Origin of the sequence: Pseudomonas fluorescens NCIMB 11764, from assembly GCF_000293885.2 — a bacterium.
In the GTDB taxonomy this organism is placed as follows: domain Bacteria; phylum Pseudomonadota; class Gammaproteobacteria; order Pseudomonadales; family Pseudomonadaceae; genus Aquipseudomonas; species Aquipseudomonas fluorescens_B.
The window spans coordinates 847477-861224 of sequence record NZ_CP010945.1; the positions used below are offsets into that span (position 1 = coordinate 847477).

Sequence of the window (13748 nt, forward strand, 5' to 3'; positions counted from 1 at the left end):
TGACCTTCATCGAATAACTATCCCCTGTGGGAGCCAGCCTGCTGGCGATGGCGTCGTGTCGTGTCGTGTCGTGTCAAAATCTTCATGACTGACTGACAGACAGCCATCGCCAGCAGGCTGGCTCCCACAGTTGGTTTTGCGTTGCGTGTTATGGCGCGGTGGCCTTCAGGCCGGTGAGCAGCAGGCGCTGGAACAAATCCTCTTTCAACCCCTCCGGGTTGGTCAGTTGCATCCGCTCCAGATGCTCGGGAAACGATTCAGGCTCTGGCGCATCCAGAGCGGCCTTGCCCAACTCCAGAATCTCCGTCAGCTTGAACTTGCTCTTCAGCCAGTTGAGCGCCCGCAACAAGTCCCGCTCCTCCCCAGTGAAATCACACCCCAGCGGATACTCCGGAAACAACTGCGGATGCCGCGCCTGAATCGCCTGTAGACGCTCTGGCCTGTTGTCGGCAAAACGCGGATCAATGCGGAAATTTTTCGGCAATTTACCTACGTCCTGCGCCTGTTCGATCAACCCCGACTGGAAGCGTGAATCGCTGATGTTGAGCAACGCCTCGATCACCGCCGCATCGGTCTTGCCGCGCAAATCGGCGATGCCGTATTCGGTGACGACGATGTCGCGCAGATGCCGCGGGATCGTGCAATGGCCGTACTGCCAGACGATGTTGGAACTGACCTCCCCGCCTGCCTCGCGCCAGCTTCGCAGCAACAGAATGGAGCGCGCGCCCTCCAGCGCATGGCCCTGGGCGACAAAGTTGTACTGCCCGCCGACGCCGCTGAGTACCCGCCCGTCTTCGAGCTGATCGGCCACACCGGCGCCAAGCAACGTCATGGTAAACACGGTGTTGATGAATCGCGCATCCAGGCGTTGCAAGCGTTTGAGTTCTTCCTGACCGTAAAGCTCGTTGATGTAGCTGATGCGGGTCATGTTGAATTCGAGCCGCTTGCTTTGCGGCAACTCACGAAGGCGCTCATAGAAACTGCGTGGCCCGAGGAAAAATCCACCGTGCACCGAAATGCCGTCGATCTGCGCAGCCTCGTCCAGGGTGCCGGCATTGGCCTGTTGCTGAGTGGGCACGTCCGGGTAGACCTTGCGCCGCACGATCCCGGCATCGGCCAGCACCAGCAAGCCGTTGACGAACATTTCGCTGCAACCGTAAAGGCCCTTGGCGAAGGGCTCGATTCCGCCTTCACGGTCGATCAACTGCGCCCACTGGCTGAGATTCACGTCCGCCAGCAGCGCTTTGTAACCCTCGTTGTCAGCCTGTCGCGCCAGCAACGCAGCTGTCAGCGCGTCGCCCATGGCACCGATGCCGATCTGCAAAGTGCCGCCATCGCGCACCAGCGTGCTGGCGTGCAGGCCGATGAAGTGATCCTGGAAACCCACCGGCATGTTCGGCGTCGAGAAAAGCGTGGTGGTGTCCTTCTCATCGATCAGCAGGTCGAAGGCATCGATACCGATTTCCGCATCACCGGGCATATACGGCAAGTCGTTGTGCACCTGGCCCACGAGCAGGATCGTCTCCCCCGCTGCCCGGCGTTTCTCGATCATCGGGAACAGGTCGAGGGTGATGTCCGGGTTACAACTCAGGCTGAGGCGATCGGGATGCTCGCTGTGGCTGGCCACCAGTTGCGCGACCAGGTTCAAACCGGCGGCATTGATGTCCCGCGCGGCGTGGCTGTAGTTGCTGCTGACGTAATCCTGCTGAGCGGATGCGCTATGCAGCAGGCTGCCGGGCTGCATGAAAAATTGATGAACGTGGATGTTGGGCGGCAGGTTGTCCTTGTGCAGGCCCGCGAGGAAATCCAGTTCCGGATAGTCACCAAACACCCGTTCGATGAAGGGTTCAAGGAAGCGCTTTTGCAAACCGTCGCCCAAGGAAGGACGGCCCAGGCACAGCGCGGTGTAGATCGTCAGCTGCCGCTCGGGCAGTTGCGCCACGCGTTGATACAGCGCGTTGACGAAGTGGTTGGGTTTGCCCAGGCCGAGGGGCAGGCCCATGTGGATGTGCGCCGGCAACCGTGCCAACACATCATCGACCGCCTGTTCGATAGAACACAACTGCACCATCTGATCCTCCCTTACATTCCGTGAGTTGGGGTTGGACCGATCGTGCCGTGTCTTTGCTGCAATGAACAGCCTCGTGCGGCAAATCGCATGTCTAGTCCTGAAATAGGTTTACACCTGTTTCACCCTAACGCCCGATGCACCGCATCGGGCGTTTTGTATTTTAAAGAGAGGTGCGGCCGCTCCTGGTTGTAGATCGTGACGGCCTCTCGCACCATCTGTGTGGCCTGCGCAAAATCCGCAGGTCGGTGGATCAAGAACTCTGTTTTCAAGATGCCGTTGACCCGCTCTGCCAAGGCGTTTTGGTAGCAGTCGTAGCCGTCGGTCATCGAGCAAGTGATGCCATGCTTTGCGTGCATTTCTTGATAAAGGGCCGAGCAGTACTGGGCGCCTCGATCCGAGTGATGGACTAGTTTCTGAACGCTTCGACGTCGCTTCAAAGCCATTCGAAAGGCTTGCACCACGGAGTCGGTGTGCAGACTTTCATGCACGTGATAGCCGACTATTTTTCTCGAAAAGACATCCGTCACTAAACTCAAATAGGCAACGCCATCACGGGTAGGCAGGTACGTAATATCGGCCACCCAGACCTGTTCTGGGCCGGTAGCGACTATTTGTTCCGGGCTTGGTTTCAGCAGATTGGGGTGTCGGCGGAAGCGATGATGGCTGTCGGTCGTCTTGTGATACGCCCGTTTTCTGCGGACCAACTGGCGGCTTTCCCGCAAAACCGCGAACAAACGATCCCGGCCAACATGGAGCTCCTGTTGCTCACGCTGCTCATGCATCATCGAATGCAGCTTGCGAGTGCCGATGCACGGTTGGCGAACACGGACCTTCTCTACAAACGTTATGAGCTGCTGATCCTGGTCGGCCCGAGCCCTGTAGACCCGGTTGCGTTTGTAATAGGCCTGACGGCTTATTCCCATAAATTGGCAAGCCCTGCTGACACTCAGGGTTTGGGTTTGCGCAACGACTTGCCGGGTCGCTTTTTTACGACAGATACGCCGTAGTCATTTTTCAGAACATCGACCACGGCTTCAAAGAATTGGGCTTTCTGAGTTGCCAGCGCCAGTTGTTCTTCGAGTTCTTTGATTCTTTGCTCGGGAGTCAGTGGCAAGGTTGGCTCGTCCATAGGTCTGATCCTCTGGGAACGAATGGAGGCGCCTTGGCTCCAGTCCTGGCGACCATGTTTGCGTAACCAAACCAGCACCGTCGACCGACCCTGAATCCCATAGCGCCGCTGAGCCTCTTTATAACTCAACTCGCCTTTTTCGACCTGGTGGACAACCGATAATTTAAAAGCCAGTGTGTAATCACGCTGACTGCGCTTCGTGCCCGTATCCATTGCACCTTCCTGAAAAGAAGTCAGAAGGTGTAAACCTTATTCAGGACGGGACAGCAGGCACAAAAAAGCCGCTCGAAAGCGGCTTTTTCGCGAAAGATGCAGGCGTATTACAGGCCGGACATCTCTTTGATTGCGCCTTTGAGCTCGTCGTCGGTGCAGTCGGCGCAGGTGCCTTTAGGCGGCATCGAATTGATACCGGTGATGGCTTTGGCCAGGATGCCGTCGAGGCCGCCCTGGTGATCGGCGCGCTCTTTCCAGGCCGCTTTGTCGCCAATTTTCGGCGCGCCCAGCAGGCCAGTACCGTGGCAAGCATTGCAATGCTTGGCAATCACGTCTTTAGGTGCCTTGGCACCGCCGCCTCCGCCAGCAGAGGCAGCCACTTCCATCCCCTTGCACTCTTTACCCTGAACGCAAACCTGGCCGACTGGCTCAAGGCGTTTGGCAATATCGTCGCTGGTCGCAGCTTGAGCGCTGACAGCCCATAGGGCCAATACGGTTGCTGGTGCAGCCAGCATTTTCATAATTAGATTCACGCGTTCACCCTCAATGGTGGCTAGTCACGCCTACGGCCACGGTTCGCAGGCGGGCGCAAGTATAGCGGTAAGCCCGCCGCACTGAAACAACCCCAAAGTCGAAGGGGTCTTGTTGCGCCGCGGAAAAACCCTTTGGGTGTCGCTGCCGTGCGGGCAGGACGCCTCTTCTCTTAGAAATTCGCCGGCGTGGCTGCGCTGATTAGCCGCGCCGGCGCATCGAACGGATTACGGAAGCGATGTGGCTTGGTACTTTCAAAGTAGTAGCTATCGCCTGCTTCAAGCACAAAAGTTTCCAGCCCGACCACCAGTTCCAGCCGTCCTTCCACCAGAATCCCGGTTTCCTCGCCCTCATGGGTGAGCATCTCGTCACCGGTATCGGCGCCTGGCGGGTAGATTTCATTGAGGAAGGCGATGGCGCGGCTCGGGTGCGCCCGGCCGACCAGTTTCATGGTCACGGCACCATCGGAAATATCGATCAGCTCGTTGGCCTTGTAGACGATCTGAGTCGGTTTTTCCTGCAGGATCTCTTCGGAAAAGAACTCGACCATGGACATGGGAATCCCGCCCAGAACCTTGCGCAGCGAACTGATCGAGGGACTGACGCTGTTCTTCTCGATCATCGAAATGGTGCTGTTGGTGACGCCCGCGCGTTTAGCGAGTTCACGCTGCGAAAGACCTTTGAGCTTACGGATGGATTGCAGTCGTTCACCGACGTCCAAGCTTGCGCCTCCAGGATTCAGGTTGTAGGAATATTGAGCGTTATCATGGCGACAGCGTTCAGTATTTACAACACTTTGGCCTGAATCCCGTGCGGCGAGGCGACTTCCGGTGCGCAGTGTTTGGGCTTAAGCCCCGGAATAGAGCAGCGGTACCCGGCGCAGGTTGCAAAAGATCTGGTAAGGAATCGTGTCAGCCGCTTCCGCAACCGTGCTGGCGAGCACATTTTTGCCCCACAACTCGACGGTCGAGCCGAGGCCGGCTTGCGGCACATCGGTCAAATCCACGCAGAGCATGTCCATCGACACCCGGCCGATCAACTGGCTGCGCTGACCGGCAACCATCACCGGTGTACCGGTTGGCGCGTGACGCGGATAACCATCGGCATACCCCATGGCCACCACGCCCACACGCATCGGTTTTTGCGTGATGAATTTTGCGCCGTAACCGATCGGCTCCCCAGCCGGCAGCTCACGCACGCAAATCACCTTCGATTCCAGGGTCATCACCGGTTGCAGGCGGGAGGCTACCGCGTTGGCTTCTTCAAACGGTGTGGCGCCGTAGAGCATGATGCCCGGGCGTACCCAGTCGCTCGGAATCTGCGGCCAACCGAGCACTGCCGGCGAGTTGCGCAGGCTGACCTCGGCCGCCAAACCCTGACGCGCCGCTTCAAACACCGCAACTTGCTCGGTGCTGGCCTGGCTGTGCAGCTCATCGGCACGGGCGAAGTGACTCATCAGCACGATCTTCGCGACCTTGCCGCTCGCCAGCAGACGTTGATACCCCGCCTGGTAATCCTTCGGATGCAGGCCGACCCGGTGCATGCCCGAGTCAAGCTTGAGCCACACCGTGATCGGCTTGCTCAGCGCGGCTTTCTCGATGGCTTCGAGCTGCCACAACGAATGAACCACGCACCAGAAATCATGCTCGACGATCAGCGCCAGTTCATCGGCTTCGAAAAAACCTTCCAGCAGCAACACCGGCGCCCGAATGCCCGCGGCCCGCAGTTCCAGAGCCTCTTCGATGCACGCCACGGCAAACCCGTCCGCCTCGCCCTCCAGCGCCTGGGCGCAACGCACTGCGCCATGGCCGTAGGCATCGGCCTTGATCACTGCGAGGGCCTTGGCCCCTGTGAGTTCTCGGGCGATTTGGTAGTTGTGACGCAGGGCTTGAAGGTCGATCAGGGCACGGGCTGGACGCATGGCGGCAGGCTTCTAGGCGGTCGTGGAAATAAAAACCGGCGCTGGCTGACGGCGTTAACCGCCCACAGCACCGGGAGAGGGATCTTTCTGACAGGCTTATGGCAGAGCGGCTACAACCGACAGCTCTACCAGGATTTCCGGTTCGCACAGCTTCGACTCAACCGTTGCACGGGCCGGGGCGACGCCTTTTGGCAGCCACTTGTCCCACACCGTATTCATGCCCTCGAAGTGCGCATCGATATCTTTCAGGTAAATCGTTACCGACAGCAAATGGTGCTTATCGGTACCCGCCAGATCGAGCAATCGCTCGATATTGGCGAGGGCTTCGCGAGTCTGTTGTTCAATCCCGGCGTTCATGTCATCGCCGACCTGCCCGGCCAGATACACCGTACCGTTGTGAGCGACGATCTGACTCATGCGCTCATTGGTGAGCTGGCGCTGGATTGCCATGTTTTGCGGACTCCTGGAGTTTGCTGCCATAACGGGAAATATCGAGGCCTTCGGCGCTGATCTGTGGCGTTTTCTTCGCCATCAGGTCGGCCAGCAAACGGCCGGAACCGCACGCCATGGTCCAGCCGAGCGTACCGTGCCCGGTGTTCAGGAACAGGTTGCTGAACGGCGTTGCGCCAACAATTGGCGTACCGTCCGGGGTGGTCGGACGCAGACCGGTCCAGAAACTCGCCTGGGCCAGATCACCGCCCTGAGGATAAAGGTCGTTGACGATCATCTCCAGGGTTTCGCGCCGACGCGGGTTCAACGACAGGTCAAAACCGGCTATTTCAGCCATGCCGCCGACACGGATACGGTTATCGAAACGGGTGATCGCGACCTTGTAGGTCTCATCGAGGATAGTCGAAGTCGGGGCCATCGCCGGATTGGTGATCGGCACGGTCAGCGAGTAACCCTTGAGCGGATACACCGGGGCGCGGATGCCCAGCGGCTTGAGCAGTTGCGGCGAGTAGCTGCCGAGTGCCAATACATAACGGTCAGCGGTTTCCAGCTTGCCGTCGATCCATACACCGTTGATGCGATCACCGGCGAAGTCGAGCTTCTGAATGTCTTGGCCGAAGCGGAATTCCACACCAAGGTTCGTACACATCTCTGCGAGTTTGGTGGTGAACATCTGGCAATCGCCAGTCTGGTCGTTCGGCAGGCGCAGGGCACCGGCGAGAATGTCGGTGACGCTGGCCAGGGCCGGTTCAACGCGGGCAATACCGGCACGGTCGAGCAGCTCGAACGGCACGCCGGACTCTTTGAGTACGGCGATGTCTTTCGCGGCGCCGTCGAGCTGAGCCTGGGTGCGGAACAATTGAGTCGTACCGAGGCTTCGGCCTTCGTAGGCAATGCCGGTTTCGGCGCGCAATTCGTCGAGGCAGTCACGGCTGTACTCGGACAGGCGGACCATGCGCTCCTTGTTCACCGCGTAACGGCTGGCGGTGCAGTTGCGCAGCATCTGCGCCATCCACAGGTACTGGTCGATGTCGGCGGTGGCCTTGATCGCCAGCGGTGCGTGACGCTGCAGCAGCCACTTGATGGCCTTGAGCGGCACACCCGGCGCCGCCCACGGCGAGGCATAACCCGGCGATACCTGCCCGGCGTTGGCGAAACTGGTCTCCATGGCCGCAGCCGGCTGACGGTCCACCACCACCACTTCGAACCCGGCACGCGCCAGATAATAAGCACTGGTGGTACCGATGACGCCGCTACCCAAGACCATAACGCGCATTTTCATATCCCTCATCGCGGCGTGCCGCTGACGTTTGTAGTTCAGACCGTAGATGTGGGCAGTTTAAAAAAGATTAGCCAGTGCTTTTCACTATATAAGCACCTATATTTGGCGACAATTCTCGGCAAAAATGCTTTTCACGGAGGCGCATCCCCTATGCGTACCAACACTCAGACCAAACGTGAGCTGGACAAGATCGACCGCAACATCCTGCGGATCCTGCAAGCCGACGGGCGCATTTCCTTCACAGAGCTTGGGGAAAAGGTCGGGCTCTCGACCACACCCTGCACCGAGCGGGTTCGGCGCCTGGAGCGCGAAGGCATCATCATGGGCTACAACGCCCGGCTGAATCCGCAGCACCTCAAGGGTAGTCTGCTGGTGTTCGTCGAGATCAGCCTCGACTACAAATCCGGCGATACTTTCGAAGAGTTCCGACGTGCGGTGCTGAAACTGCCCCACGTGCTGGAATGCCATTTGGTGTCAGGGGATTTCGACTACCTGGTGAAGGCGCGGATTTCCGAGATGGCCTCGTACCGCAAGCTACTGGGCGACATTCTGCTCAAGCTGCCGCATGTGCGGGAATCCAAGAGCTATATCGTGATGGAAGAGGTTAAAGAAAGTTTGAGTTTGCCGATTCCGGATTGAGCCTTTGTGGTGTCTGTTCAGACCTCATCGCTAGCAGGCCAGCTGCTCCCACAGGTGGACTTCAGTGGACACACATTCTGTGTACGACACAGAACCATTGTGGGAGCTGGCCTGCTAGCGATTACAGGCGACTCGGTCTTCCTTCAGACGAGCACCTGCCGGGTAGAAGCCATGTACTCATGAATCTGCTTCTCCACCCGCGGATGAATCAACTCAACCGGCCCCCGCCCATTCGGGCACGGCAGCGTCTTGGTGGTGCCAAACAACCGACAAATCAGCGGCCGCTCGTCATACACCGTGCAGCCGTTCGGCCCAAGGTGCACACAGTTCAGCTCATCCATCGCCGCATCCTGCTCGGCGCGGGTCTTGCGCGGCAGGCGGGACATTTCTTCGGGTGATGTGGTCACCGGCCCACAGCAGTCATGGCAGCCGGGCACGCACTCGAACGAGGGGATCTGCTGGCGCAAGGTGCGGATTTTCTGACTGTTGCAGCTCATCGAAACGGTAGTCCAAAGCGGAATAGAGCGGGATTCTGCAGCAAAAGTGTCGATCCAGACAGCCACAACCGACCAGTGTTGCCCGCGCCGGAAGGTCCGGCTTATGCTCCGTCAAATTTTCTAGACACAAGACTCAGGATGACGCGCATGAATGCCCGCGCCCAGCACATTGCTTCCTATTACGCCGCCAGCAGCCTGCCACAGCCCGATTACCCGGTGCTTACGGAGGATTTGGTGGCCGATGTGTGCGTGATCGGTGGTGGGTTTTCCGGGCTGAACACCGCGCTTGAGCTGGCAGAACGCGGCCTCAGCGTGGTGCTACTCGAAGCGCAAAAGATTGGCTGGGGCGCCAGCGGCCGCAACGGAGGGCAGCTGATTCGTGGCGTCGGTCATGGGCTCGATCAATTCACCAACGTGATCGGCGCGGACGGTGTGCGTCAGATGAAGCTCATGGGCCTGGAAGCGGTGGAAATCGTCCGACAGCGGGTCGAGCGTTTTCAGATCCCTTGCGACCTGACATGGGGTTACTGCGATCTCGCCAACAAGCCTCGCGACCTGGAAGGTTTCGCCGAAGACGCCGAAGAACTGCGCAGCCTCGGCTACCGCTACGAAACCCGTTTGCTGCAAGCCCATGAAATGCACTCGGTGGTGGGTTCCGACCGCTACGTTGGTGGCCTGATCGACATGGGCTCCGGGCATCTGCACCCTCTCAACCTGGCCTTGGGCGAAGCTGCCGCCGCGCAGGAATTGGGCGCGAAGTTGTTCGAACAATCGGCGGTAACCCGCATCGATTACGGCCCGGAGGTGAAGGCCCATACGGCTCGAGGTTCGGTTCGCGCGAAGACGCTGGTGCTGGGCTGTAATGCCTACCTTAACCAGCTCAACCCCGAACTCAGTGGCAAGGTATTGCCCGCCGGCAGCTACATCATCGCCACCGAACCCTTGAGCGAAGAACAGGCGCACGAACTGCTGCCGCAGAACATGGCGGTCTGCGATCAGCGGGTGGCGCTCGATTACTACCGGCTCTCGGCGGATCGACGCTTGCTCTTTGGTGGCGCCTGCCACTACTCAGGTCGCGACCCGAAGGACATCGCCGCGTACATGCGGCCGAAGATGCTGGAGGTTTTTCCGCAACTGGGTGGGGTGAAAATCGATTATCAATGGGGCGGGATGATCGGTATCGGCGCCAACCGCCTGCCGCAGATCGGCCGGCTCAAGGGTCAGCCGAATGTGTATTACGCCCAGGCTTATTCAGGTCACGGGGTGAATGCCACGCACCTGGCAGGCAAGTTGCTGGCCGAGGCGATCAGTGGGCAGCAGGGTGGTGGGTTCGATCTGTTTGCCAAGGTGCCGCATATCACCTTCCCCGGCGGGAAGCATTTGCGCTCGCCGCTGTTGGCGTTGGGGATGTTGTGGCATCGGCTCAAAGAGTTGGTCTGAACCCTGTAGGCGCTGCCTTCGGCAGCGCCTACAGGGGATCGCGTTTAGGCTTCAGATCCTCCAGAAAGACTTAAGTCCCTCCTCCCGCGCCTGCTCCCGACTCAACCCGACATCCTTCAATTGCTCCGGCGTCAGATCGAGCAACGCCTTGCGCGTGTGCAGACGATGCCAGAACAGGCCCCAGCGACTCAGGCCGGACGGTGCGTTGCGCATAATCGCTTCCCGCGCACCGTTTTTTTGCCCTGCCGCCAGTTCCTGACTGCGTAACGCCAGCCGCACATCGCTCAAGCCGTTCATTTTGATTGCTCCTGTTTACTTGGGTAGCCAGAGCTTTCATGATGCGTGGACGGCGAAAAGCATTACAGATTCAACTTGTCAGTATTAACTCCATACAGATTTCGCGTTTTAGCCTCTGAATCATGATTTTTTACCTGATCTGTACTGGTTAAGCGAATCACCCACACCGAGACTGCGCCATGACCCTTTACGTCAACCTCGCCGAATTGCTCGGCACGCGTATCGAACAGGGCTTCTATCGCCCCGGTGACCGGCTGCCGTCGGTACGGGCGCTGAGCGTCGAGCATGGCGTCAGCCTGAGCACGGTGCAGCAAGCCTATCGGGTGCTGGAAGACAACGGCCTGGCGATGCCGAAACCCAAATCCGGCTACTTCGTTCCGGTCAGTCGTGAACTGCCGGAGTTGCCGGCGATCGGTCGCCCCGCCCAGCGCCCGGTGGATATTTCGCAGTGGGATCAAGTGCTGGAACTGATCCGTGCGGTACCGCGCAAGGATGTAGTGCAACTGGGCCGCGGTATGCCAGACATCACCACCCCGACCATGAAACCGTTGCTGCGCAACCTCGCCCGCATCAGTCGGCGGCAGGATATGCCCGGTCTGTATTACGACAACATTCACGGCACCCTCGAACTGCGCGAACAGATCGCCCGCCTGATGCTGGATTCCGGATGCCAACTGACCGCCAACGACCTGGTGATCACCACTGGCTGTCACGAAGCGCTGTCCACCAGCATTCGCTCTATCTGTGAGCCAGGTGACATCGTCGCGGTGGACTCACCCAGCTTTCACGGCGCGATGCAGACGCTCAAGGGCCTGAATATGAAGGCCCTGGAAATCCCCACCGACCCGCTGACCGGGATCAGCCTCGATGCGTTGGAACTGGCTCTGGAACAATGGCCGATCAAGGCCATACAGTTGACGCCCAACTGCAACAACCCGCTGGGCTACATCATGCCGGAATCGCGCAAACGTGCGTTGTTGACGCTCGCACAGCGTTTCGACGTGGCGATTATCGAGGACGATGTGTATGGTGAACTGGCCTACAACTACCCGCGTCCCCGCACGATCAAATCCTTCGACGAAGACGGCCGGGTCCTGCTCTGTAGTTCATTTTCCAAAACGCTGGCGCCGGGTTTGCGCATCGGCTGGGTTGCACCGGGCCGGTATCTGGAGCGGGTGCTGCACATGAAATACATCAGCACCGGCTCTACGGCGCCGCAGCCGCAGATTGCCATCGCCGAATTCCTCAAGGCCGGTCACTTCGAACCGCATTTGCGGCGGATGCGCACGCAATACCAGCGCAATCGCGACATGATGATCGATTGGGTCAGCCGCTATTTCCCCGCCGGCACCCGCGCCAGTCGCCCGCAAGGCAGTTTCATGCTCTGGGTCGAACTGCCTGATGGTTTCGACACCCTGAAACTGAATCGCGCCTTACACGACCAGGGCGTACAGATTGCCGTCGGGAGCATCTTTTCGCCCTCGGGCAAGTACCGCAATTGCCTGCGGATGAACTACGCTGCCAAGCCAACACCACAGATCGAAGACGCGGTGCGCAAGGTCGGCGCTGCGGCGATCAAACTGCTGGCGGAAAATGACAGCTTCACGGACTGACTTTTTACCGGAATCCAGCGTCCATATGCGGACACCTGCCGCCAATCGGAACGATCCTACGTGAGAGTCAGACAGCCCCTGCTCGCTCTTCTGCTACTGGCCTCGCTCCTGGGCGGTTGCGCCAGCTTCGACGTTCAACGCGAGCCCAGTCAGGCGCTGCCCGCCAGTGATTCGGCATTCGGTCGATCGATCCAGGCCCAGGCCGCGCCCCATGAGGGGAAGTCCGGTTTTCGCCTGCTGTCCAATAGCGGCGAAGCCTTCATGGCCCGTGCCGAGTTGATCCGCAACGCCCAAAGCAGCCTCGATTTGCAGTACTACATCGTCCACGACGGCATCAGCACCCGCATGCTGGCAGAGGAATTGCTCAAGGCGGCCGACCGTGGCGTGCGCGTGAGAATCCTGCTCGACGACACCACCAGCGACGGCCTCGACTGGATTATTGCGACCCTGGCGGCGCACCCGCAGATCCAGATCCGCCTGTTCAACCCGTTGCATCTGGGCCGGGCCACAGGCGTGACGCGAACCATGGGCCGGCTGTTCAACCTGTCGCTGCAACACCGGCGCATGCACAACAAGCTGTGGCTGGCGGACAACAGCGCGGCCATCGTCGGTGGCCGCAATCTGGGGGACGAGTATTTCGATGCCGAGCCCAACCTGAACTTCACCGACATCGACATGCTCGGCGTCGGGCCGGTTGCCGAGCAGCTTGGCCATAGTTTCGACCAGTACTGGAACAGTGCGCTGAGCAAGCCGATCGATGAGTTCCTGTCGAGCAAACCGACGCAAAAGGACCTGCAAAATACCCGCACCCGCCTGGAAGAGTCGCTGGAAGAGACGCGCAAGCAGAATCACGCGCTGTATCAGCAGCTGATGACCTACACCACAAACCCGCGCATGGACATCTGGCGCCGGGAGTTGATCTGGGCCTGGAACCAGGCGTTGTGGGACGCACCGAGCAAGGTCCTGTCAGACGGCGAGCCTGACCCGCACTTGCTGCTCACCACGCAGTTGGCGCCCGAGCTCACCGGCGTCAGCAAAGAGCTGATCATGATCTCGGCATACTTCGTACCGGGGCAACCGGGGCTGGTTTACCTCACTGGCCGCGCCGATGCCGGGGTCTCCGTCAGCCTGCTGACCAACTCGCTGGAAGCCACCGACGTCCCGGCGGTACACGGCGGGTACGCGCCCTATCGCCGGGCGCTGCTGGAACATGGCGTGAAGTTGTACGAATTGCGCCGCCAGCCCGGCGAAGGCGGCGGCAGCGGGCCGCATATTTTCTACAGCAAGTCCTACCGTGGTTCCGATTCGAGCCTGCACAGCAAGGCGATGATCTTCGATCAGCAGAAATCCTTCATCGGCTCGTTCAACTTCGACCCGCGCTCAGTGTTGTGGAACACCGAAGTCGGCGTGCTGGTGGACAGCCCCGAACTCGCCGCGCATGTGCGCACAGCGGCGATGGAGGGTATGGCGCCGCCCCTCAGTTATCAGGTGAAGCTGGAAAACGACCGGATCGTCTGGGTGACCGAGGACGACGGAAAAATGCATACGCTGACCAAGGAGCCGGGCAGCTGGTGGCGCCATTTCAATGCGTGGATGAGTACCGCGGTCGGCCTGGAACGGATGCTCTGACAGACGCACCCCCCCCCCCCCGCGGGACAGTCCGTG

13 protein-coding genes are annotated in these 13748 nt (G+C 59.6%); 4 read left to right on the plus strand and 9 right to left on the minus strand.

Annotated features, from left to right (window positions below; translation table 11 throughout):
- Positions 1 to 148 precede the first annotated feature (148 nt).
- The 7 genes from B723_RS03935 to dadA all read right to left on the minus strand — a co-directional run bounded on the left by B723_RS03935 (position 149) and on the right by dadA (position 7591).
- Positions 149 to 2071: an acetyl-CoA hydrolase/transferase C-terminal domain-containing protein gene (locus B723_RS03935; RefSeq protein WP_017341462.1), complete on the minus strand. Its 1923-nt coding sequence runs from the start codon at positions 2069 to 2071 to the stop codon at positions 149 to 151.
- A gap of 119 nt (positions 2072 to 2190) precedes the next feature.
- Positions 2191 to 3413, minus strand: a protein-coding gene (locus tag B723_RS03940) for an IS3 family transposase (protein WP_416739011.1) whose coding sequence is annotated in 2 segments (ribosomal slippage) — positions 2191 to 3062 and positions 3062 to 3413 — 1224 coding nt in all. Because the reading frame shifts where the segments join, the coding sequence is not laid out codon by codon here.
- 107 nt (positions 3414 to 3520) lie between these two features.
- Positions 3521 to 3934, minus strand: coding sequence for a c-type cytochrome (locus B723_RS03950; RefSeq protein ID WP_017341466.1), 414 nt, complete (start codon positions 3932 to 3934; stop codon positions 3521 to 3523).
- 182 nt (positions 3935 to 4116) lie between these two features.
- On the minus strand, positions 4117 to 4665 hold the full coding sequence (locus tag B723_RS03955; RefSeq protein ID WP_007947433.1) for a cupin domain-containing protein: 549 nt from the start codon (positions 4663 to 4665) through the stop codon (positions 4117 to 4119).
- A 126-nt stretch (positions 4666 to 4791) separates the two neighbouring features.
- On the minus strand, positions 4792 to 5865 hold the full coding sequence (gene alr, locus B723_RS03960) for an alanine racemase (RefSeq protein ID WP_017341467.1): 1074 nt from the start codon (positions 5863 to 5865) through the stop codon (positions 4792 to 4794).
- A gap of 96 nt (positions 5866 to 5961) precedes the next feature.
- Positions 5962 to 6315 carry a RidA family protein gene (locus B723_RS03965; RefSeq protein ID WP_017341468.1) on the minus strand — a complete coding sequence of 118 codons (354 nt, stop codon included), beginning with the start codon at positions 6313 to 6315 and terminating at the stop codon, positions 5962 to 5964.
- The gene (gene dadA / locus B723_RS03970; protein ID WP_031319174.1) at positions 6287 to 7591 is read right to left on the minus strand and encodes a D-amino acid dehydrogenase; all 1305 of its coding nucleotides are present in this window, start codon (positions 7589 to 7591) and stop codon (positions 6287 to 6289) included. The genes B723_RS03965 and dadA overlap by 29 nt, the downstream gene beginning before the upstream one ends.
- A 156-nt stretch (positions 7592 to 7747) precedes the next feature.
- On the opposite strand from dadA, the gene B723_RS03975 reads away from it, so the two are divergent.
- On the plus strand, positions 7748 to 8236 hold the full coding sequence (locus tag B723_RS03975; RefSeq protein ID WP_003177284.1) for an Lrp/AsnC ligand binding domain-containing protein: 489 nt from the start codon (positions 7748 to 7750) through the stop codon (positions 8234 to 8236).
- A 143-nt stretch (positions 8237 to 8379) separates the two neighbouring features.
- Here B723_RS03975 and B723_RS03980 read toward each other — a convergent pair whose 3' ends face one another.
- Positions 8380 to 8733 carry a YkgJ family cysteine cluster protein gene (locus tag B723_RS03980; RefSeq protein WP_007947437.1) on the minus strand — a complete coding sequence of 118 codons (354 nt, stop codon included), beginning with the start codon at positions 8731 to 8733 and terminating at the stop codon, positions 8380 to 8382.
- A 147-nt stretch (positions 8734 to 8880) separates the two neighbouring features.
- Between B723_RS03980 and B723_RS03985 the strand changes: the two genes are divergently transcribed.
- Positions 8881 to 10173, plus strand: coding sequence for an NAD(P)/FAD-dependent oxidoreductase (locus B723_RS03985; protein ID WP_017341470.1), 1293 nt, complete (start codon positions 8881 to 8883; stop codon positions 10171 to 10173).
- Between the two features lie 51 nt (positions 10174 to 10224).
- On the opposite strand, the gene B723_RS03990 is transcribed toward B723_RS03985, so the two are convergent.
- On the minus strand, positions 10225 to 10470 hold the full coding sequence (locus tag B723_RS03990) for a DUF1127 domain-containing protein (RefSeq protein ID WP_017341471.1): 246 nt from the start codon (positions 10468 to 10470) through the stop codon (positions 10225 to 10227).
- Between the two features lie 179 nt (positions 10471 to 10649).
- On the opposite strand from B723_RS03990, the gene B723_RS03995 reads away from it, so the two are divergent.
- Positions 10650 to 12083 (plus strand): PLP-dependent aminotransferase family protein, encoded by a 1434-nt coding sequence (locus tag B723_RS03995; protein ID WP_017341472.1) that lies wholly within the window; start codon positions 10650 to 10652, stop codon positions 12081 to 12083.
- A gap of 60 nt (positions 12084 to 12143) precedes the next feature.
- Complete coding sequence (locus B723_RS04000) at positions 12144 to 13712, plus strand: phospholipase D family protein (RefSeq protein WP_017341473.1); 1569 nt, start codon at positions 12144 to 12146, stop codon at positions 13710 to 13712.
- The last annotated feature ends 36 nt before the right edge of the window (positions 13713 to 13748 follow it).